The following is a 20,389-nucleotide window of genomic DNA, read 5'->3' as shown; positions in this document are numbered from 1 at the left end:
AAAGTGGCTAAAATACTTGATTTCAATGATATTAAACGGATAAAGTGTATATAATATAATACGTCTTGTCCGATTTATTTAATAAAACATAGTTAAATAAATACTTTCATCGATATTATGCCATTTTAGTTTTGGTAAATTTTTATAAATCCATTAGCCCGTTTTCTTTTGCTTCTTTTCTTTTTCGGGCAGGTCGATTACTTTGTGGAACGTAGCGTAGCGGAGTGAAACAAAGCAATCGAGTTGGTGGAAAAAAAGAAAAGAAAGGTTTTGACTTTAAGGTTTTTATGCAATCAATAGCAAAGTTTAAAATTTTAAGATTTTGAATATACAGTTAGCTAGTTAAATCATTTGGTCATAAATAGAAAAATTTAAAATTTAAAGGGGGAATTTTGATAGATGAATTTTACAAGAGAAGATTGGACTTTATTTAGAAATATGGATACTTTACCTCAAAAATCAGGGGTAGCTAAACATGGGATTCCTAAATTAGTGGCTAAGGAATTAACGGATAATGCTTTAGATATATCTGATAAGGTTGAGATTGAAGGTAACTATAGAAACTTTACTGTATGGAATGATGGAGATGGTATTGATCCAGAAAAGTTAGGTGAATTGTTCTCCATTAATAGACCAATGGTTTCATCAAAATTATTAAGACTTCCTACTCGTGGTGCATTAGGTAATGGATTAAGAGTAGTAGCAGGTGCTGTTATTGCAACTGGTGGTAAACTGTATGTTTCAACTCATGGTCATAAATATGAAATACTTCCTCAAGATAATGGAACATCAGATGCTATAGTTGTGGATGAATACGATAGAACAGGAACCAAGATAGAAGTTTCACTTGGAGATGAATATATTGATTTTAAATGGGCTGAAGATGCTGTGAAATTTAATAAAGGGACAAAATATAAAGGTAAAACTTCTGCTTATTGGTATAACTCAGAAACCTTCTTTGAATTGTTACAGGCAACAGATAGTACTGTAAGAGAAGTAGTGGAACAATTTGATGGCTGCTCCAGTACAAAAGCAGGAAAGATTGCCAGAGAATATGGCAGAAATAGAAAATCTAATGAATTATCCTTTGATGAAAGTGAACAACTACTTAATAGTATTCGTCAAGAATCAAGACCAGTGAAGGCTGCTAGATTGGGTGAGATTGGTGAATTAGAAGGATATAGTTCATATAATAAACAATCAGGTACATTTGCATTAGAAAGTACAAAAGGTAATTATAATGCTAAAATTCCATTTACTGTTGAAGTGTTTACCAAAGAAGCTGACAAATCATCATGCCAAGCTTTGATTAATAAGAGTCCAAGTATTAAAGGAATTCATGCCAGTGAGAGCAATAAAAAACTAAATATTTGGGGTAGTGGATTTGATATTTATTTGAAATGTACAGGTGTTGAAATTGTTATTAATATCAATACACCCTATATGCCCATAACCAATGATGGTAAAGAACCAAATTATAGATTGATGGCAGAGGTAATTGAGATAGCAACAACTAAGGCTGTCAACAGCTATAAACGAAATAGTGGCTCAAAGCCAACTGATGGTTCTAAAAGACTTACTCAAAAAGATGTTATGCTAAATAATCTAAATGAAGCTGTTAAAAAAGCCAGTGGTGATGGAACATATAGATTTAGTCAGCGACAGTTATTCTATGGCGTTAGACCCTATGTTATGGAACAACTGGGAATTGAACCAACCTATGAAAACTTTAATAAAGTCATAACAGATTACGAAGCTGAACATGGCGATATTGAAGGAATATATAGAGATTCACGAGGGAGTCTATATACCCCACATTCAGGAACAACTATTCCGATAGGCACACTTTCAGTAGAAAACTATCAAAGACCTGAATGGACTTTCAACAAAGTGTTATATATTGAAAAGGAGGGGTTCTTTGAAATTCTAAAAGATGTTAAATTTCCAGAACGGTATGACTGTGCATTGCTAACTGGAAAGGGTTATGCTAGTCGAGCAGTAAAGGACTTAATTGATTATCTAGGGGAAAGCCAAGAAGAGTTAACGGTATTTTGCATCCATGACTGTGATAAGGCTGGAACTGTAATCTATGAAACTCTACAGCAAAAAACCAAATCAAGAGGAGAAAGGAAAGTTAACATTATTGATTTGGGATTGAATCCAAAAGAAGCAATAGAAATGGGGCTAGATGTGGAGAAGCCCGATAAAAAGAAAAAGATGAAAGCAGCAGATTATTTGACACCAGAAGAAAAAGCATGGTTAGAAACAAATCGTGTGGAATTAAATGCCATGACTACGCCACAATTTATTGATTGGTTGGAAAGAAAAATGCATGAGTATGATAATGGAAAGGTAGTGCCTGTAGATGAGGTGTTAAAGGATGAATTATTAAATAAAGTTAGGTATTTTACAAAATCTAAAGTAAGAGAAAGAATTCTACAAGAAAACAATTATGAGAAGCAGTATCAACAAGAAGTGATTTCTTTACAGAGTAAAATCGAAGAAAAAGAACTAAGGCTAAAAGAGATGGTAATTGAGTCCCTAGCGGCTAGTCCAGAACAAATTTGGAAACAACCGATAGAATCCATTGCTAAAGAAATCGTGTAAGTTTAAAATTTGAAAATTCGGTGTAACCAGTTAGCTAGTTGAAAGGAACATATAAAATATTAAAAATTTAAAATTGGCAAATGGTAAGGATAATATCAAGTATAGTACGACCATTATATAGCCATCCCATAATTAAAGTGAAACTGTCTACCTAAAAAATAGGCAGTTTTTTTATATCCAAAATAATACATTTTAAGGAGGTCTGTATGAACAGTAAGAAAAAATTATCTGAAATTAAAAGTTTTGCAAGAGGAAAGGTGTATGAATTTATTGATGTAGCTGGAGCTGAAATATTAAATCAACTGGTATTATCAAATTTTACACTACACTTAGACAATTACAGCTATGGAGACTATGGTGGAAATTTAATCTCCATCAAATTAAAAAGCACAGTGGAAATTGAGTTTGAAAAATTGGAGCGGGATATTCAAAATTTATGTTATGAAAAGAAATTAGGACTCTATCCAACTGTAGATGAAGAAGCTATGGAATTACAATTCTTCAACAAGGCTCTTAATAGCCATATAAAAACGTACCAGTTAATGAAAAAAGATGAAAGAGATAGAATATCAGCTATTATTAATACAATTAAAGAAAAGGATAGATTTTTTATTTCAGATTGCATTCATGAGTTGAAACAACTAGTAACTTTGAGCAGCTGTATACACGTAAGTCTGGCTAATAACCTTATTGATGATGAAGATGGAAGCGTATTGGATGATATAAGAATTGAGGGCATTATTCAAAAAGTAAAAGGTGATTTAATTACATTAGATAATGCATACTTTGCAAGGGTGATATATCAAATAAACATAGATGAGGATTGGCAAATCAAAAGTATTGGAAATTGGGGAAGTGATAATTTAAGAGACATTAGAGTAGAAATAATTTTTTAGGGAGGAAAATGATAATGAAATCAATTAGAAGAATGGATTATGATGAGATGTTAGCCTTTATGAACAATAACAGGTTAAAAGAGATTACCAATAACGATGGTATTAAGATTAGTAGAAATAAAAATGGTGGTCTTAATATATCCGTGGATGATGGAAAAGAAATGGATTTAAAATTCTATATAAGTTTATTTCAAGGATTGGCACAGTCTTAGGATTGTGCCTTTTTCTTTTAGGAAGGAGGATGAAGGATGGACTTATTAAAAGTTTTAGCAGTAGAAATAGCAAGAGTAACTATAGGATTATATGGATTGTGTTTCAATATTACTTAATGAGGTGAAGCTTTGTATGGCATAAGCAGATGGCTTTTTTAAATTGTAAAAAAATAGGAGGAATTGGAATGAAGGAAATTATTAGATTTATATTGACTGAGGCATCTGGCTTCGGTATTGGGCTACTAGCCTTTTGTATTTACATTTTATTTATAGAGTTAATTAGAAAAGTAATTGAAAGGCTGGTGAAATGGATTGGAATTCAGAAAAATAAACTTATCAAATCTAAAACATGCTGAATATAATCCCAGAGTTGACTTGAAATCTGGGGATAAGGAATTTGAGAAAATAAAGAACAGTATTACTGAATTTGGATATTGTGAGCCGATTATTGTGAATAGTGATATGACGATTATTGGTGGTCACCAGAGAACTAAAGTTCTGAGAGAATTAGGATATACCGAAATTGACTGTGTTGTTGTTGATGTTGATAAAACTAAAGAGAAGGCTCTGAATATCGCTTTAAATAAAATTACAGGAGAATGGGATCTGTCAGCACTGGCTCATTTGTTGGATGAATTGAAAGAAGAAGATTATAATATTGAACTTACAGGTGTTGATTTTTCAGAAGCAGAGAAACTTTGGGATGAATATATGCCCAAGGATGAACAGGAAGAGGAAGAAGAAATACCTGAAGTTCCAGAAGAGCCAATCATTAAGTCAGGTGATATTATCCTACTTGGTAAGCATAGGTTGATATGCGGTGATGCTACAAAAACAGAAGATTTATCAAAACTTATGGATGGTAAGAAGGCAAAGCTTACAGTAACAGACCCACCATATGGCATTTCATATGTAGGAAAAACAGAAGATGCTCTTACAATTCAAAATGACAACTTGAATGACGAAGAGTTCTATAATTTTCTGCTTGAAGCTTTCAAGAGAATTTATGAAATATCTGATGATGGAGCAAGTATATATGTATTTCATGCCGATGCAAAAGGATTAATTTTTAGAAGAGCATTTGTTGACTCAGGCTTTAAACATTCTCAATGTTGTGTTTGGGTAAAGAATACCTTTGTTATGGGAAGACAACCGTACCAGTGGCAACATGAACCTGCCTTATTTGGATGGAAACCAACGGGAAGCCACTATTGGAATGGTGATCGGAAGCAATCTACAATCTGGAACTTTGACAAACCTAGAGTAAATGATGTACATCCAACAATGAAGCCAGTACCACTTATAGAATATATTATTAAAAACTCCAGCAAATATGGAGATATTGTGGTAGATACATTTCTAGGAAGTGGAACTACATTGCTTGCTGCCGATAAAGCTGATAGGGTTTGCTATGGTTCAGAACTCGATCCGAAATACTGTCAGGTTATTGTTGAACGCTGGATTAATTACAAGGATGGTATTAATGGTGAGAATGCAATTATTGAAAGGGATGGTGGAGAATATAAATATTCTGATCTAGTACATGAGCAAGTTGCTATATAATTGTGCTATTTGCTCACTGTGTTCCTAAATTGAACCTAGAGCAAATCTATGAAAATATAAGTTTGCCCTATTATACTCTTAGAAGTTATACAATGTAAACTAATTGCAAGGCTTATAATCGCATTAGGAAGTGTAAAAAAGATGGTGTATGATGATTAAGAGAAAAGATTAGGGAGGAAAGCATTATGTCTGAAGTACCAGTATATCGAGAGCCTAAGGTAACATATGAGATAAAGTCAAATCAAAGCAAAACTAGAAAGTATAAAGTATGTTTCGGAGAAGTAGATTGGGGAAGAAATGGTGAGACTGAGTATGCAGTTTATACTAGAGTACAACTTTTTAAAAACGGGGGATGGCAATATATGAATTATCCAGTTCATATCCTAGTTATTCCTGGAAAAGATGGTAAAAGTGATTTTGATAATGTTATGGAGAAAATGGATTTGATAAGAAAAAATTTTTTAGCTTGATTTGGTGTGTATATCGAGGTAATGTACTACCTAACCAAATATGGAAAGGTGGAGATTTCAATGACTAAGTTAAAACTGAATATTATGATGGAAGGGCTTATTGCCACAGCAGTAGAAAAAATATACGTACTGGGGTGGGAAGATGCTCAAGAGGATGTTAAAAAGATTATTGATATGGTAAATGATTTAGAGATGTTTTGGGATGAGGATGAGAAACTTACTGGAGTAGATTGGGGTATGAAGATAGCTGAAGCAGTAGAAAAGGCTAGGAATTAAGTAGGGAAAGGGCTGAGGAATCGGCTCTTTTCCTTTTGATATACTATCTATGATATAATTATCTAAAATATAAGCATATGAGGTGATGGTGTGGAAGCTACTCAATGTCCCAAATGTGGATGTAAAGAAATTGGCAAAGGCAAATTGACTGGACATGCAGTGATAAGACCAGTTGATAAGTTTTTTTCTTTGGGATCTGATATTATAGCAGATATTTGTACAGGATGTGGTTACATATTAGAGATGAAAGTTTCACAACCAGAAAAGTTTAAGGATAAACGATGAGTGGAATGAACATGGAAATTATAAACCTGTTAAAGCAAAATGCTTTTTATCCTTTGATAAATAAGGAAATTGATTTACCAGATAAGCAAGGATTGTATTTAATTTGCATCAATAAAATAGAAGTATTACCTGAAGCTATGGAGAATTTAACCTATATATATTTTGAAGGTAAAGCAGTTATTTATCTTGGCATTTCGGGTAGTAGAGGATTGCGGAAAAGGCATTATAACAATCATTTCCATGGAACAGCGAGAGTATCTACATTGAGAAAAAGCCTAGGTGTTCTATTTGGCTATGAAAAGGTTCAAAGCTTAAAAGATCAAGGAACTTCAAATTTAAAGTTTATTACAGAACATGAAAAGGCATTAACTGAATGGATGCTTAATAATTTAATCATGTATTATTATGCTACGGATGAAGATGTAGAAAATATTGAAACAGAGCTAATCAGTTATTTTAATCCACCATTGAATTTAAGTAAGAATAAAAGTGAGGTTAATAAAGAGTTTAGAAGGAAATTATCGAAATTGAGGTGTGCTTTATAGTGAATGGTAATCAGCTCTTTTTACATTGTCCATTTCCTTTTACTGGTATATAATTATTGGTGAAAGGGGATGAGGGTAATGAGTATATGGAAGAATGAAAGATTGGAAGATAAAATAATCAAGATTTTAAAAGATGTTAATTTTAAACCAAATCAGAATCACCATTTTGGAAAGCCTTTTCTAACTCCATATCAATTAGCTTTTGAATTAAAAAAGAGATATCCTGAGACTGTAGAAAACCTCAATTCTTGTAAGGACATTGGTGGTGAAGGAAGTGGTAATTATAATTCTCTACCACAATATTTAGCAGGACAAATATCTCAACATTATCAATCAATGAAAGCTAGGGGAGTGGAAGGAGCCTTTCTGTCAGGGAATGATCTTAAAGAATTAATATTTGATAGGGACATAAAATCTTCTGTAAGAGATGTATCATTATTTAGATATAATAGAGACTTTGATGAGAGCCAATAATAAGGCTCTTTTTTAGTTATGAGGAGGTGAGGTGATAGTTGAGCAGAAAAGGTGTACCAAATAAAATGACTAAATGGGAAACTCATATTTTACCCCATCTATCTGATATTAAAGACTGGTTATTAGAAGGAGCCACTGATAAAGAAATATGTGACCGCTTAGATATAAGCCATGATACATGGTATAGATATATGAAGGAACATGAAATACTATCTGAACTCGTTTCTATGGGGAAGTCTGTTATGGATTCTCAGGTAGAAAAAGCACTTTTCAAATTAGCTATTGGGTATGAATATGAAGAAATTAGAACAATAGTAGAGGAAGATAAAAATGGTAAAAAAAGAACGAGGATAGAGAAGATAAAACGTCATCAACCAGCAAATGCTACAGCTTTATCCTTTTGGTTAAGGAATCGGCAACCTGAAAAGTGGAATGAAAGAAAAGAAATTATATTGGATACTAAAGATAACGAGCAGGCAAGAAAAAAACTATTCCTAGAGATGATCCAAGATGATATTGTTGAAGTTGATTATTCGGAGGTTGATGAGGGCAGTGAAAATAATAATACCTTAGATGCTCCCCAAGGAGATGAATATACAGATCAGTAGAAACATTATGTATCCAGTTTTTAGGGAGATAAATGCCCTTTTTATTGCAAATATTAGCCTAAATTAGCCAAAACTGACGACATAATGACGGTTATGGATTGAGATTTATCTTTACTTACAGCACCTTCAGAGGTATCATGTACACACTAAATACTAATGGAGGTGCTGAACATGGCTTATATCAAGGTTTTTGAAGAATATCTAAAGGGACAAGATAAAAGTAACAATACGGTTTCTTGCTATATTAGGGATACCAAAGTCTTTATCGGTTGGTACAATAACCGAACTGATTATGGCTTGGATAAACTAATAGAACTGGACTTGGTGGAATATAAAAAGCATATGCAAAACGGTACTGATTCAATCATAACAATAAATCGTAAGATTGCAAGCGTTAATGCCTTCTTAGGTTGGCTACACAGGGAAGGGATAATTGAAAGGGAACTAAGTATCAAGCCTGTAAAAGTTAAGGAAACACGCCAATATAGGGGGCTTGATGACAGGGAACTAAGGAAACTTAGGGCAGAGATTCATAGGACAGGAGATAAGATGCATATAGCAATCATTGAGATATTGTTGGGAACTGGCATAAGAGTAAGCGAACTGGTGGATTTAAAGCTTGACGACATAGAGATGACCGATAGGAAGGGCAAAATAGCTGTTCTTGGTAAAGGAAATGCACTAAGAGGTGTTCCTTTGAATAAGGATGTAAGAAAAGCTATTGCTGAATACTTAGAAGTTAGAAGTGAATCAGCTGATGAATGCCTATTGATAGGGCAAAGAGGCAAAATGAATCGAAATGCCATCAATGTAATATTGAAGAAGTATGGGGATCGAGTAGGCATAGTAGTAACTCCCCATAAAATTAGGCATACCTTGGGATATAAGCTTGTAAAGGAAGGGAAACCCATCACCACCATTCAAGAAATCCTTGGGCATGATAATATACAGACCACAAATATCTACACATTGACTACTGAAAGGGATAAAATAGAAGCATTAGAAGGATTGGAGTGGTAGAAATACCGCTCTTTCTTCTGTTTATACAGGTGGGAGGGGTACTTCTATTTCAAACAGATGTTCTGACAGCAAAGGATGCAGAAATTTTTTTGACATTTTTTATAGCAAACTTTAATCGGGATTGATAATTTAAAAAACAGACTTACTGCGTGTAAAATCAATGGGTGTAGGGTTTATAATGGGGTACAGTCATATGCCTTTAGAGGAAAATAGAAGGAAATGTAGAATTACATAATAAAACATACCAATTTGTATAATGAGAGGAAAGTGCCTATGAAGACAATAGGGGATATTAATGATATAGATGTAAAAATTCTTGCTAATGAATTTATTGTAACAGTGGATATACAGTCTAAAGATGAAGTTCCAATGAAATTATTAAAATTTTTAAGGGATGGAGAAATAAAAATTGAAGATGCAGTTATATTTCATGAAATATGTACAATTATAGAGAATAAGTTGCTTGGGTAGATGTCTAGGAGGTATTGCATGGCACTAATTTGTTTGCAATGTTGAGAATTTATTATATAATTTTATCATAGAAAAAGTGAAAGAATGGAGTGATATTATGCCTAAAACTTACATTATTAATACCAATAAGTCTAACTGTCCTACCGATGAAAGCGATATGCTACATAACAAAAAGTGTGCAGCCTACTTTTCTCCTTGGAAGTACTATATTGATGAAATTGAGGCTAATGACATTATTTTTTTATATAGTAGTGGAAGAGGAATTATTGCAAGAGGTATTGCTACAGGAATTCCTGAAACAAAAGATTATCGAGGTGAAATTGATGAAGAACACTATATGGAACTTGATAGATTTCAGATATTAAGTACACCTTTAGAAGCTTCAGAGATTACAAAAATTGTTCAGCATAGGCTTCAATATAATCAAACAGTTATTTCCTTAGCACATAAGTTCGGGATACAAGTGTGGCAGTTCATAACTAAAAATTGCATATAGGTAAATGACACCTTGCTTTAGAGAGGTGTTTTGTTTTAAATTTGCAAGGGAGTGATGCTATTGACTAATTGTAAAAGTAAAGAATCAGAACGTCAGGATTATTTGCTAAAACAATACCTAAACAAATATTTCTCCCCTAACAAGATATAAAAACTGGTAGGGGAGTTTTTATTTTCACAGCCTTGAAAGCCAGATCGTATTAAATATTTATTTGAATTATTTTTATGTCAGGAAATTTTTTATGATAATAGTCTAAACTTCCAAAACTTTCTTTACAATAAAAGAAGACATATTTTAAAAGAGCTGTTTCATTGGCAATCAATTTTTTACAGTCCTTGTTTATTTTATCATTGCTTGTCGGAGAGGTAGCAGAAAAGACTTCAGCAATAATATTACCATTATTGGATAGTATGTCATAACCACTTTGTGTTCCAAGGTTCATGGTGTATGGAGCATGTTCAGGATGTAACTTTAGAAGATATTTCGTTGCTTCTATTGACACTAAATAAGTAAAAGTCTGATTTAGCTGTTCAATAAAATTTAAGCTAGTGTCTTTAATAGGGTCTTTTCCGATTTGAGTGAATTTAATGGTATGAAAAAAATCTATTCCTTCAGAGTCCTGGATAAATGACTTTATTCTATTTGTTGTAGAGTTACAGGACATTACAATAATATCTTTAATCTTTTCAGCTTCCTGAATGGTATTTATTGTAAGTATCTTGCTCATTGTAATAACCTCCAATCAGATTTATATTATATCATAATAGAAGGGTGTGAGATATGTATTTAGAACAAAATCAAGAAAAACAAAGACAGAACCACTTGCTAAAACAATATCTAAACAAATATTTCTCCTCGAACAAGATAGAAAAACTTGTCAGGGAGTTTTCATTTTCAGAACTCAGAAAGCTGCTAGGTGAGATGGATATAGAATTTTTTGCTTTATGTTATTTTCCTAAATACTTTGACAGGAGATTTGGGCAGTTTCACAAAGAGCTATTTGAAGAATTAAAATATATGCTAAACAATAAAGGGTTGATTGAAGCTTTTGGACTCCCAAGGGAGCATGGAAAAAGTACAATTAACTCTTTTTTATTTCCCCTGTATTCAACACTATATAATAAATCACAATTCACATTGATTATATCAGCAACAGAACAAATTGCTCTTCCATTCTTAGATATGATAAAGGACGAATTAGAAAACAATCAAATGTTGATTGAGGATTTTGGCATTGAAAAAGGCAGTCGCTGGAACAATAATGAGATATGGATTAAAAGTAGAGGTGGGATTGATAGCTGTATCATGATAAGAGGAATTGATGGATCACTTAGGGGAATCCACTATAAGCAACACCGTCCTACACTGGTACTCCTTGATGATCTATTGAAAGATGATACAGCAAAGTCAGAATCCAAAAGAGAACAAGTAAAAAGCACCTTTAGAGATGTAGTAATACCAATAGGCACAAGGGATACCAACATATTAGTAGTCGGGACAATTCTCCATGAAGAAGATTTGATGTCTGATCTGCTTAAAGGAAGAATACCTGGTGTTAGGAGCATAAAGAAATCTGCCATTATAACATGGGCTGAACGAGATGACCTCTGGAGCCAATGGGAAACTAAATATAATAACCTTCAGGACTTGGATAGAATTGAAACTGCCAAGTCCTTTTTTTATGACCATGAAGAAGAAATGCTAGAAGGTACAGAAATACTATGGTCGGAGTATTTAGATTATTATTATCTTATGTGTAAAAAGCAAGCTATGGGTGATAAGAGTTTTTATAAGGAAATGCAAAATGATCCAAGAAGTACAGATGACTATATATTTCAAGATATTGGTTATTGGGAAAGGCTACCTGACTTTGAGGAGATAGAGATAGTCATGTATATTGATCCTGCAATTAAAGCTGGGAAAAGAAATGATTATTCAGCTATTACAATTTTGGGAAAGCATACCAAAACTAATCAGATGTATGTTCTTGATGGAAGTATATATAAGTTACTGCCAGATGATCTATTTAAAATGGCAATCGATAAACTTAAGCTATATCCTGTTGAGAAGATTGGCTTTGAAGGAACACAGGCACAAAGTTATATGAAGCAGAAATTTGAAGAAGAACTATGGAATAATAGAATTTATGTGCCTGTTGAGGAAATAGTTACTAGGGGACAAAAGCATGAAAGAATTATAAGTTTAGAGCCAGATGTTAAGAAGAGACATATACTTTTTAATAGAGATAATCTCGGCTACAATAATCAGGTGAAGGACTATAACAAGTTTGCTAAGAATGATGATGCTCCTGATAGTTTATATGGAGCTGTTCAATTGGTGCAAGGTGTACAGAGGATTAAGTTTTATGATAGAAAATTACTATTCTGAAAAGGATATATATAGAATATGAGTGATATAAAAGTATTACTATCTGGATAAGGCAAGTTGATCACATCAAATATAAGGGTTGAAAAGTGTGCAAAGTGTGTAAATCTTAAAGTTCATCAGTGTTAATTATACAATCATTTGTCATTGCTGCCAAAATATTAACGTTTATTGTGTGATCGTTGACTTGTTCGATAGATATTGTTAGGTTATCATTATCTTTGTTTATTGTTATATCATCATTAATACTTTCTAATATATTTCTAGTATGGATCATAACTATATCAGCCATTGTTTATTATCTAGGTATGTTTCTCTATCTGAATTTAAAACATTTACAGTAATACTCTTATTATTAATCTTGAATGAATAATTTGAAATTTTTTCATGGTGATTCCTCCTAAAATTTAATTTAATAATTTTATTTGTTGTTTAATAAGAAACTCACATAATAAATATGAGTTTATAAATCATCAAAATTATAAAAATCATCGGCATCGATTATACAGTCATTTGTCATTGCTGCTAAAATATTAACGTTTATAGTATTTTCGTTGATTTGCTCGATAGAAACAACTAAATTATCATTATCTTTGTTTATTGTAGTATCATCGTTAATATTGGCTAATATACTTCGAGTATTTTCTATTATTATGTTAAACATAGTTTTTTTATCTAAATATGTTTCTCTATCAGAATTAAATACATATATGTCAATATCCTTGTTATCTGTAGTTATATTATATTTTCCTATTCTTTTCATAAAATCCCTCCTAAAATTTGGTTGCTATTTAATTATACTATAGTTTTGCACTTTGGAATGAAAACATTGAAAAAACTAGACTTTTTTTGTAGCAAATAGCTTTAAATTAATGCCTTTTAAAAAAAGTGTACAAGGCTTAAATTTTATTAACGCATATTATGTTGTCTCTTGTCATTGCCGCAAGGATGTTGACGTCTATGCCATTATCTATATTTTTAGATATTGACACCACTATAGTGTTATTATTTTTTGATAGCATTATGTCATCAGCTATGTTATTTATAATGGTTTTTGTGTGCAAATCAATTATTTCTAACATTTCAGTTTCATCAAAGTCAATCAAAGCATCTTTAAATAAAGAATCATATACATTGAATAAAATTTTATCCTCTACTATATATTTTTTTATAAGCTTCAAAATAACTCCTCCTTAAAGTTTCGTTTAGTTATAATACATAACAAATGCTAAAATCAAGCAAGGACAAATTTGCTTAATCTAATTAATTTAAAATGATGGGATAAATCATAGGAAGTATTTAGTGTCAGGTATTGAAGATGAAAAAGGTTTATTACTATCTGGATTAGATAAGTTGATATACATCAAATATAAGATTGAAAAATGCAAAAGCAGAGGAATCTTAAAGTTCATCGGTATCAAAAATACAGTCGTTTGTCATAGCTGCTAAAATATTAACGTTTATAGTATTTTCGTTGACTTGTTCGATAGATATTGTTAAGTTGTCATTATCTTTGTTTATTGTTATATCATCATTAATATTTTCTAATATATTTCTAGTATGGATCATAACTATATCAGCCATTGTTTTATTATCTAGGTATGTTTCTCTATCTGAATTTAAAACATTTACAGTAATACTCTTATTATTAATCTTGAATGAATAATTTGCAATTTTTTTCATGGTGATTCCTCCTAAAATTTGGTTATTATTTAATAATAAACTAGATATAGATTTAAATCAAGCAAGGATGAATTAAGTTAATTCTAATAATAATCAATTTAAAACGGTGGAATGGGTTGATAGAAAATATTTAGCATTAGTTAATAGATAAGAATGGAAAAAAATATAATCTTCAAAATGTAAGAATATTTATAATCGCTAACACGCAACAAGCCTATAAAATTTAAAAGCTTAATCTGAATTAAACCTCTATTTTAGTTTATTTTTAGAAAGGACGTGATAATTTGCAAATAACAGAAAACTTAATAATACAATGCTTAAACGAACTAGAGAAAAATACTACAGATAAAAAAGTCTACAAAGACTACTACGAAGGAAACCACAGCATAATAAAGAACTATGCCATGCAGGACAGCAGAAGCAACATGAAGCTAGTATTTAACTTTCCTAGAAAATTCGTTGACAATGAAACCGGCTATCTATTGGGTAAGCCTGTTAATTTTGTCTCCAAAACCGATGATGATGAAATCATAGATGCCATTGATAAAAATATCAGCCACTGGGACAAAGAGCACAATATTCATCTTAGAAAATCCAGTGAAATTTATGGAGAGAGCTATGAGTTAAACTATATCAATCAAGATGGGGAGTTTTGTGCTACAATACTGAATCCACTTAATTGTTTTGTGCTTGAAGATGGAACTGCAGAAAGAAATGGTATATTAGCATTACATAAATTCAATAGGAGTTTCGATGAAAATACCTATCTTGATGTATATACAGATCATGAAATACTTCACTATATTATAGATGATGGACTAAAGCTACAAGGTAAACATACTCATATCTTTGATAGAGTACCCATAATCGTCAGTCCAGCCAATAGCGAAAGAAAGAGTGGCTTTCATGATGTCATTAGTCTGGTGGATGCATATAACGCCATCAATTCAGATTTAGTTAACGAGATTTCAGATCATAGAAATGCCTATCTCGTGATAGAAAATGCCAAAATTGAAGAAGAAGATTTACTAAGGATGAAATCCATGGGAATTATCCAAGTCCCGAAAGGTGGTTCAGTAAAGTGGCTCACAAAAGACATCAATGATTCCTTCGTAAAAAATGAACTGGATAATATAGAAAGAAAAATATTTGATATGATGGATCAAGTAAATTTTAATGAAAACTGGGCAGCCAATACATCCTCCTTGGCAATTAGGAATAAGCTTTTAAATCTTGAAAATAGAGTAGCTATCCGTGAAGCTATGATGGAACAGGTAATAAAGAAGAGACTAAAAAATCTCTTTATTTTTTTGTCTAAAAAAGAGGGTAGATATTTTGACTATAAGGACATAGCCATTAAATTCACACGAAACCTTCCAACGGATCTTGTTGGTCTTGCCGATGTCATCACCAAGCTTCAAAATGTATGCTCTCAAGAATCTCTGCTGACATTACTTCCCTTCATCGAAAGCCCTAAGGTGGAAATCAGTAAATTTAAGTCTGAACAGAAACAAATAGAATTACATAATTGGGATGGTTTAGATGAGTAGGCAGGATGAAATTATTGGTATAAAACAGGAGATGATTACGAGGGCAGAGGAAAAAGAGAAGAAAATTAAAAGGGAGCATAGAAAGCTATTAAGACTATTACTGCTGATGCTATTAGAATTTTATCATCATTATTCTGTGGATGGGAAACTAATCCTTAATAGATATCAGAGAGAAAGCTTTATGGTACAGGTGGAGAAATTGTTAATGGAAAAAGTCGGTGCTATGGCAGCACTTGAAAAAGAGATGCTAGAAAAGTTATTAAAGGAAATCTATGAAGATGCCTATATCAAGCATGGTGTGTTACTGGAGGGTAGGTTACTACTCTCTTTGAATCCTGACTTGATAGACGAGCATGTATATCAAAAGTTTAAGGAAGATACCTTTGGCAATAGAATCCATAGGAATAAACAAGAGTTGGTTACAAAGCTATATCATCTAATCAGCACTGGCATAAAGGAGGGAAGGGATTATCAAAGCTTAACTAATGAAATAGATAGAGTATTTCAATATAGTGAGTATCAGAGCAAACGGTTAATGATGACGGAAGAGTCCCGCATATTTAACCTAGCCCAACTTACAGCTTTTAAAGTCATGGACTATAAAGGTAAAATTACGTGGTGTTCAGTATTATGCCACACTACCTGCGATTATTGTGAAAGTATGCATGGAGAAATATTTTATATAGAAGATAATCTACCAGATATACCAGCTCATGCAAACTGTCAATGCTTTTGGGTGCCAGTGTAGGCTAGAAATATTAAATAATGAAAGGTGGGTTTATAATTGTAGATAAAAAACTAAAAAAGGAAATCACCAGTTTAATCAAGAGAGAATGTGCCAACTATGATTCCCAATTTTGTGGTATTAATCATTATTGTTGTATGGTTGATACCACTTGTATATTTTCTAGGGAGAATGAAGAAGTAGGTAGATGTAAGTATTTTGAAAAAGGGGTCTTGCCTTTAGACCGTGATTTAGAAAGTGGATATTATATTTATCATTCAAAGGATCAAGGAAGTACAACTTCTTCAAAGAAAGCAAAGCCTAAAATCAAATGTGAGGGGTGTGGTGTTTATGTAGAAGCTAATTCAAACAGACAGCGATATTGTGATAGCTGTAAGAAATATAATGATAAGAAAAAGGCTAGGCTAAGGAAACAAAAAAGTAGGGGTAAAGGGTATGATGTCACGCTTTAGACATAGCTACAACCTAGTAAAATCAATGGGTATAAAATGAGAAATTAAAGGATTGGATATAATATACCACTTAGTTAATTTTAGCATTTCTAAATAGTGACAAGTGAAGTTATATGAGGACTTTTATGCATAACATTTAAGATAGATAATGGGATGGATAGAATTACTCATTCAAATAAAATAAAAATATTGGAGGTAATCATTATGGAAGAAAACAAAAATGTAAAGACTGAGGGGACACAGGAAGTGGAAACTCAATCAAAGGAAACACAGGAGTTTGATATTAAATCTGTGCTAGAGAATGATGAATTTAAAAAGTTCATGGAATCCTACGCAGATAAAAGAGTAAGTGAAGCTGTTAAAACAACTAAAAAGAAATTACAACAGGAGTATGAGGAAGAAAAGAAAAAATCAGAAATGACTCAGGAGGAAATATTACAGCAAAAAGAAAGAGAACTATATGATAGAGAACTGAAACTAGAAAAAATCCAGTATTTCAAGGAGAAAAACTATGACCTTGATTTACTGGATTTTGTTATTGGTGGAGATATAGATATGATTCAGGAGAAGGCTGATTCTCTTATTACTACCATTAATAAAGTGGTAGAAAAACAGGTGGCTGAAAGATTAAAGCAAGGATATGTTCCACCAGCTAATGGATCTAAAACCACAGCTACAGAGAGCATTGGACTAAAACTTGCCAAACAAATAAAAGAAAGTCAACAGTATTCACAAGAAGCACAGCAACAATATTTTAAATAATATTAAGTAAACTAAAAAAATTTATAGGAGGAATTGATTATGTCAAAGTTTATTGAAAGCACTTATACAAGCACTAAGGAGATATTAAAGTTTCCAGACCACTATGTAGCGATAGCAGTTACCGTAAGTGATGAAGGTATTATACCTAATGAAAATGGTAAAAAGATTATACCAGCAGGAACCATTGTAGGAGGAAAATCAAAGCCAGTTTTATTAAATGAAGATGAAGTAATTGTTAAGAAAAACACTCAAGGCACTGATGCTAACGAAGCCGAGGGTGTTTTATTTTATGATGTGGATGTGACCTATGGTGCAAAAGAAGCTGCTATGATTATCCATGGATTTATTGCACTAGATAAACTTCCAGAAGCACCAGCTGTAGATGCAGTAACAGCATTAAAACAAATTAGCTTTATAAAATAAAAAACAAGAAAAGGAGAAGTGATCTTATGAAAAATATATTTGATTTAGTAAATGCAGAGGAGATAGCAACCTATTATACCAATAACCCTAGTAACAATATTCCTTATCTAGGAGGAACGTTATTTCCACCAAAGAAACAATTAGGATTAGATTTATCTTGGATTAAAGGACATAATGGATTGCCAGTAGCCCTTATGCCTAGTGCTTTCGATGCCAAGGCGACATTAAGGGATAGAATTGGGATTAGTAAAATTCAAACAGAAATGCCTTTCTTTAGAGAAGCCATGAGAATTGGTGAAAAGGAACGGCAGGAGTTAAATAAAGCAGCAGGTTCAATGAATAGTGCCTATGTCATGCCTATTATCCAAAGAATTTATGATGATGTAAATAATCTTGTAGAAGGGGCAGAGGTCAATAACGAAAGAATGAGGATGCAGTTACTTTCTACAGGAAAAATATCTATAACAGCCAATCGAGTAAATTATGATTATGACTATAAGTTTAGTCCTGAGCATAAAGAAACTCTGCTGACAGGAGCTAGATGGAGTAACGTAGAATCCTCAACACCTATCCAAGATATTCAAAGATGGGTTAACAAGATTGAAGAAAATACAGGAGACAAACCAACTAGAGCAATCTGTACATTAAAGACTTGGAATTATTTACTTGCAAATAAGTCAGTAAGACTTGACATGAATCCAATAGGAGCAGATAATATCATTCTAACGGATAATATGCTAAAGCAGTATTTATCAGCAAAACTAGGACTTACTGTAGCAGTATATAACAAAAAGTATGCCCTAACAGATGGCAGTACCCATCAATTTTTTCCAGATGATGTGTTTACCCTTATTCCAGAGGGTAACCTAGGAAACACCTACTTTGGAACAACTCCTGAAGAATCTGATTTAATGAGTGGAAATACTGATGCAAAGGTACAAATTGTAAATACAGGAGTTGCCATTACTACCATTAAAGAACCACATCCAGTGAATGTACAGACCATAGTTTCAGAAATTGCCCTACCTTCATTTGAGAAAATAGACAGCATATTTATTGCCAAGGTGAATGAAGAATTATAGGCTCTATGAATAAAATATAAATAAGGGATAGCTCTTAGTAGTTATCCCTTTCTAATATCTAGAATATATAAGCTTTATGGCTGTTTTAAAATAGTTAGTATTTTGAAAGGTTTTTAAGCTTTTATATAGAAAATTACAATATGGTAAATATCTTTTGTGCTACAGTATATAGGATGGATGATGTTCCATATGTTATAAAAACAATAGGTAACATAAAAAATATAAACACTTAAGGAATGATAAAAAGTGAAAGATAAAAATAAGTATCAAATGGGAGTTTCTTTTTCTATAATTATTGGCTCCGTCTTATATTTAGTATCTAATAATTGGATTTTTTCGGCAGGAGGATTGGTTTGCTCAATCTACTTTTTCATTAAAATGCTTAAAAGTTGATGAGGGTTAATATGTAGCTTTTTTCTAAGGCATAGTATGGGTTGGTTAAACGAAAGGAGTGTATTTATTGTGGATCTTGGCATTATAGAGTTTAGTTGGACTCTGCTTTTCAACTTTTTAATACTTTAGTATTGATTGGAGTTATTTATTTGATTTTTTATCTAGTTATTAAATTACCTAAATGCATTAAAAGGCATGAAGAAAAAATCAAAAGAATAGAGAACATCTTGGAAGAAATAAATAAGAGATTAGATGAATAATTGGCACATGACCTTTTTAATGTGTATTAGATGAATTAGGCGAAACTAAACATTGTTTATATAATAAAGGGAATGGTTAAATATGAAAAAGAATAAGTGGATGATTACATTATATCTAAATGCTGTTAAGTGGAGGTTGATATCGTATATAATTGCTTTTTTGGTAATTTTTATTCCTATATTTATAGTGGCAGTTACCGATAATGGATTCAGTTCGTTTTATGGCAAAACTTTTATTGCTTTAGCATTTATTTTTATTATAATTGGGAAAGTACTAACTACATTAAAAAAAACTATAGATGATGGTGCTATGCACTGGACTGGCATTGGCAGTATTATTGGGCTTTTAATTGTACTACTATGGGATGTGCTAAGATAACTAATCTAAAGACACATTGATTTTTCTTAGATGTCATAAACTTGTTTGAAATAATCAATAAAAAGGTTAAAGGAATGGAAATATCTGCTTGAAAGAGTAGCATTATATCCATTCCTTGTTTTATGTAGAATTACACATAGCTTTACCAAAACTTAAATAAAAATGAAAGGATGAATATGATGATCGAAGAAAATAAAACAAAATCAAAAAACATGACGCTAATCAAATTACTAGAGAACATAAAGTTCGGAACAGAAGTTAAAGAAATAGGAGATACCATGGAAGTATCCCCAATACATGCCAATATTCTAGTGAAAAAAGGCATAGCAAAAAAGGTGTAACCTATGGAGGA

General features: G+C 32.1%; 27 protein-coding genes. 23 read left to right on the top strand and 4 right to left on the bottom strand.

Features of this window, described 5'->3' with window-relative positions; translation table 11 throughout:
• Window positions 1-399: 399 nt before the first annotated feature.
• The 14 genes from CACET_RS13265 (at window position 400) to CACET_RS13205 (ending at window position 9,923) form a co-directional block, all read left to right on the top strand.
• Window positions 400-2,607, top strand: a complete 2,208-nt coding sequence (locus CACET_RS13265; RefSeq protein WP_044825198.1) for an ATP-binding protein — start codon at window positions 400-402, stop codon at window positions 2,605-2,607.
• Window positions 2,608-2,813: 206 nt separating this feature from the next.
• On the top strand, window positions 2,814-3,503 hold the full coding sequence (locus CACET_RS13260; RefSeq protein WP_044825197.1) for a hypothetical protein: 690 nt from the start codon (window positions 2,814-2,816) through the stop codon (window positions 3,501-3,503).
• A 14-nt stretch (window positions 3,504-3,517) separates the two neighbouring features.
• Entirely contained in the window at window positions 3,518-3,715 is a 198-nt protein-coding gene (locus CACET_RS13255) for a hypothetical protein (protein WP_044825196.1), read from the top strand.
• 185 nt (window positions 3,716-3,900) lie between these two features.
• Complete coding sequence (locus tag CACET_RS20540) at window positions 3,901-4,071, top strand: hypothetical protein (RefSeq protein ID WP_158386069.1); 171 nt, start codon at window positions 3,901-3,903, stop codon at window positions 4,069-4,071.
• Entirely contained in the window at window positions 4,028-5,278 is a 1,251-nt protein-coding gene (locus tag CACET_RS13250; protein ID WP_044825195.1) for a site-specific DNA-methyltransferase, read from the top strand. The genes CACET_RS20540 and CACET_RS13250 overlap by 44 nt, the downstream gene beginning before the upstream one ends.
• A gap of 185 nt (window positions 5,279-5,463) precedes the next feature.
• A complete protein-coding gene (locus CACET_RS13245; RefSeq protein WP_044825194.1) occupies window positions 5,464-5,748 on the top strand; it encodes a hypothetical protein in 285 nt (94 codons plus the stop codon).
• A gap of 60 nt (window positions 5,749-5,808) precedes the next feature.
• Window positions 5,809-6,024: a hypothetical protein gene (locus CACET_RS13240; RefSeq protein ID WP_044825193.1), complete on the top strand. Its 216-nt coding sequence runs from the start codon at window positions 5,809-5,811 to the stop codon at window positions 6,022-6,024.
• 90 nt (window positions 6,025-6,114) lie between these two features.
• Window positions 6,115-6,309 carry a transcription initiation factor TFIIIB gene (locus CACET_RS13235; protein WP_044825192.1) on the top strand — a complete coding sequence of 65 codons (195 nt, stop codon included), beginning with the start codon at window positions 6,115-6,117 and terminating at the stop codon, window positions 6,307-6,309.
• A gap of 11 nt (window positions 6,310-6,320) precedes the next feature.
• Complete coding sequence (locus CACET_RS13230) at window positions 6,321-6,854, top strand: GIY-YIG nuclease family protein (protein WP_144414777.1); 534 nt, start codon at window positions 6,321-6,323, stop codon at window positions 6,852-6,854.
• 78 nt (window positions 6,855-6,932) lie between these two features.
• Window positions 6,933-7,328 carry a hypothetical protein gene (locus tag CACET_RS13225; protein ID WP_044825190.1) on the top strand — a complete coding sequence of 132 codons (396 nt, stop codon included), beginning with the start codon at window positions 6,933-6,935 and terminating at the stop codon, window positions 7,326-7,328.
• 38 nt (window positions 7,329-7,366) lie between these two features.
• On the top strand, window positions 7,367-7,936 hold the full coding sequence (locus tag CACET_RS13220) for a hypothetical protein (protein ID WP_052661466.1): 570 nt from the start codon (window positions 7,367-7,369) through the stop codon (window positions 7,934-7,936).
• A gap of 171 nt (window positions 7,937-8,107) precedes the next feature.
• Window positions 8,108-8,956: a tyrosine-type recombinase/integrase gene (locus CACET_RS13215; protein WP_044825189.1), complete on the top strand. Its 849-nt coding sequence runs from the start codon at window positions 8,108-8,110 to the stop codon at window positions 8,954-8,956.
• Between the two features lie 273 nt (window positions 8,957-9,229).
• Window positions 9,230-9,427, top strand: a complete 198-nt coding sequence (locus tag CACET_RS13210) for a hypothetical protein (RefSeq protein WP_044825188.1) — start codon at window positions 9,230-9,232, stop codon at window positions 9,425-9,427.
• A 76-nt stretch (window positions 9,428-9,503) separates the two neighbouring features.
• Window positions 9,504-9,923, top strand: coding sequence for a hypothetical protein (locus CACET_RS13205; protein WP_201777343.1), 420 nt, complete (start codon window positions 9,504-9,506; stop codon window positions 9,921-9,923).
• A 199-nt stretch (window positions 9,924-10,122) separates the two neighbouring features.
• On the opposite strand, the gene CACET_RS13200 is transcribed toward CACET_RS13205, so the two are convergent.
• The gene (locus CACET_RS13200) at window positions 10,123-10,650 is read right to left on the bottom strand and encodes a hypothetical protein (protein WP_044825186.1); all 528 of its coding nucleotides are present in this window, start codon (window positions 10,648-10,650) and stop codon (window positions 10,123-10,125) included.
• Window positions 10,651-10,703: 53 nt separating this feature from the next.
• On the opposite strand from CACET_RS13200, the gene CACET_RS13195 reads away from it, so the two are divergent.
• Window positions 10,704-12,311 (top strand): hypothetical protein, encoded by a 1,608-nt coding sequence (locus CACET_RS13195; protein WP_044825185.1) that lies wholly within the window; start codon window positions 10,704-10,706, stop codon window positions 12,309-12,311.
• Window positions 12,312-12,771: 460 nt separating this feature from the next.
• Here CACET_RS13195 and CACET_RS13190 read toward each other — a convergent pair whose 3' ends face one another.
• From CACET_RS13190 to CACET_RS13180, 3 genes are all read right to left on the bottom strand, one after another.
• Window positions 12,772-13,071, bottom strand: coding sequence for a hypothetical protein (locus CACET_RS13190; protein ID WP_044825184.1), 300 nt, complete (start codon window positions 13,069-13,071; stop codon window positions 12,772-12,774).
• Between the two features lie 136 nt (window positions 13,072-13,207).
• A complete protein-coding gene (locus CACET_RS13185) occupies window positions 13,208-13,489 on the bottom strand; it encodes a hypothetical protein (protein WP_044825183.1) in 282 nt (93 codons plus the stop codon).
• Between the two features lie 220 nt (window positions 13,490-13,709).
• The gene (locus CACET_RS13180; RefSeq protein WP_044825182.1) at window positions 13,710-13,991 is read right to left on the bottom strand and encodes a hypothetical protein; all 282 of its coding nucleotides are present in this window, start codon (window positions 13,989-13,991) and stop codon (window positions 13,710-13,712) included.
• A gap of 284 nt (window positions 13,992-14,275) precedes the next feature.
• Between CACET_RS13180 and CACET_RS13175 the strand changes: the two genes are divergently transcribed.
• The 8 genes from CACET_RS13175 to CACET_RS20535 all read left to right on the top strand — a co-directional run bounded on the left by CACET_RS13175 (window position 14,276) and on the right by CACET_RS20535 (window position 20,378).
• Entirely contained in the window at window positions 14,276-15,541 is a 1,266-nt protein-coding gene (locus tag CACET_RS13175) for a phage portal protein (RefSeq protein ID WP_044825181.1), read from the top strand.
• Window positions 15,534-16,289 carry a minor capsid protein gene (locus CACET_RS13170; protein ID WP_044825180.1) on the top strand — a complete coding sequence of 252 codons (756 nt, stop codon included), beginning with the start codon at window positions 15,534-15,536 and terminating at the stop codon, window positions 16,287-16,289. Before CACET_RS13175 ends, CACET_RS13170 begins: the two co-directional genes overlap by 8 nt.
• Before the next feature lie 17 nt (window positions 16,290-16,306).
• A complete protein-coding gene (locus CACET_RS13165) occupies window positions 16,307-16,738 on the top strand; it encodes a cysteine-rich VLP protein (protein WP_044825179.1) in 432 nt (143 codons plus the stop codon).
• 204 nt (window positions 16,739-16,942) lie between these two features.
• Window positions 16,943-17,500, top strand: coding sequence for a capsid assembly scaffolding protein Gp46 family protein (locus tag CACET_RS13160; RefSeq protein WP_044825178.1), 558 nt, complete (start codon window positions 16,943-16,945; stop codon window positions 17,498-17,500).
• 39 nt (window positions 17,501-17,539) lie between these two features.
• Window positions 17,540-17,923 carry a hypothetical protein gene (locus CACET_RS13155; protein ID WP_044825177.1) on the top strand — a complete coding sequence of 128 codons (384 nt, stop codon included), beginning with the start codon at window positions 17,540-17,542 and terminating at the stop codon, window positions 17,921-17,923.
• Between the two features lie 26 nt (window positions 17,924-17,949).
• Entirely contained in the window at window positions 17,950-19,005 is a 1,056-nt protein-coding gene (locus CACET_RS13150; RefSeq protein ID WP_044825176.1) for a major capsid protein, read from the top strand.
• A gap of 735 nt (window positions 19,006-19,740) precedes the next feature.
• Window positions 19,741-20,037, top strand: a complete 297-nt coding sequence (locus CACET_RS13145; RefSeq protein ID WP_044825175.1) for a hypothetical protein — start codon at window positions 19,741-19,743, stop codon at window positions 20,035-20,037.
• A 179-nt stretch (window positions 20,038-20,216) separates the two neighbouring features.
• Entirely contained in the window at window positions 20,217-20,378 is a 162-nt protein-coding gene (locus CACET_RS20535; RefSeq protein ID WP_158386067.1) for a DUF7210 family protein, read from the top strand.
• Window positions 20,379-20,389: the final 11 nt, after the last annotated feature.

It is taken from the genome of Clostridium aceticum, assembly GCF_001042715.1.
Taxonomy (GTDB): Bacteria; Bacillota; Clostridia; order Peptostreptococcales; family Natronincolaceae; genus Andreesenella; species Andreesenella acetica.
The sequence above is the reverse complement of the archived record's forward strand: the minus strand, read 5'-3'. Positions and strand labels throughout refer to the sequence as shown.

Bases quoted from the DNA above. Each gene is read 5' to 3' on its own strand.
- CACET_RS13265 (WP_044825198.1), top strand. From the start codon at position 400: ATGAATTTTACAAGAGAAGATTGGACTTTATTTAGAAATATGGATACT.
- CACET_RS13260 (WP_044825197.1), top strand. From the start codon at position 2,814: ATGAACAGTAAGAAAAAATTATCTGAAATTAAAAGTTTTGCAAGAGGA.
- CACET_RS13255 (WP_044825196.1), top strand. From the start codon at position 3,518: ATGAAATCAATTAGAAGAATGGATTATGATGAGATGTTAGCCTTTATG.
- CACET_RS20540 (WP_158386069.1), top strand. From the start codon at position 3,901: ATGAAGGAAATTATTAGATTTATATTGACTGAGGCATCTGGCTTCGGT.
- CACET_RS13245 (WP_044825194.1), top strand. From the start codon at position 5,464: ATGTCTGAAGTACCAGTATATCGAGAGCCTAAGGTAACATATGAGATA.
- CACET_RS13240 (WP_044825193.1), top strand. From the start codon at position 5,809: ATGACTAAGTTAAAACTGAATATTATGATGGAAGGGCTTATTGCCACA.
- CACET_RS13230 (WP_144414777.1), top strand. From the start codon at position 6,321: ATGGAAATTATAAACCTGTTAAAGCAAAATGCTTTTTATCCTTTGATA.
- CACET_RS13225 (WP_044825190.1), top strand. From the start codon at position 6,933: ATGAGTATATGGAAGAATGAAAGATTGGAAGATAAAATAATCAAGATT.
- CACET_RS13215 (WP_044825189.1), top strand. From the start codon at position 8,108: ATGGCTTATATCAAGGTTTTTGAAGAATATCTAAAGGGACAAGATAAA.
- CACET_RS13210 (WP_044825188.1), top strand. From the start codon at position 9,230: ATGAAGACAATAGGGGATATTAATGATATAGATGTAAAAATTCTTGCT.
- CACET_RS13200 (WP_044825186.1), bottom strand. From the start codon at position 10,650: ATGAGCAAGATACTTACAATAAATACCATTCAGGAAGCTGAAAAGATT.
- CACET_RS13195 (WP_044825185.1), top strand. From the start codon at position 10,704: ATGTATTTAGAACAAAATCAAGAAAAACAAAGACAGAACCACTTGCTA.
- CACET_RS13190 (WP_044825184.1), bottom strand. From the start codon at position 13,071: ATGAAAAGAATAGGAAAATATAATATAACTACAGATAACAAGGATATT.
- CACET_RS13180 (WP_044825182.1), bottom strand. From the start codon at position 13,991: ATGAAAAAAATTGCAAATTATTCATTCAAGATTAATAATAAGAGTATT.
- CACET_RS13170 (WP_044825180.1), top strand. From the start codon at position 15,534: ATGAGTAGGCAGGATGAAATTATTGGTATAAAACAGGAGATGATTACG.
- CACET_RS13165 (WP_044825179.1), top strand. From the start codon at position 16,307: ATGAAAGGTGGGTTTATAATTGTAGATAAAAAACTAAAAAAGGAAATC.
- CACET_RS13160 (WP_044825178.1), top strand. From the start codon at position 16,943: ATGGAAGAAAACAAAAATGTAAAGACTGAGGGGACACAGGAAGTGGAA.
- CACET_RS13155 (WP_044825177.1), top strand. From the start codon at position 17,540: ATGTCAAAGTTTATTGAAAGCACTTATACAAGCACTAAGGAGATATTA.
- CACET_RS13150 (WP_044825176.1), top strand. From the start codon at position 17,950: ATGAAAAATATATTTGATTTAGTAAATGCAGAGGAGATAGCAACCTAT.
- CACET_RS13145 (WP_044825175.1), top strand. From the start codon at position 19,741: ATGAAAAAGAATAAGTGGATGATTACATTATATCTAAATGCTGTTAAG.
- CACET_RS20535 (WP_158386067.1), top strand. From the start codon at position 20,217: ATGATCGAAGAAAATAAAACAAAATCAAAAAACATGACGCTAATCAAA.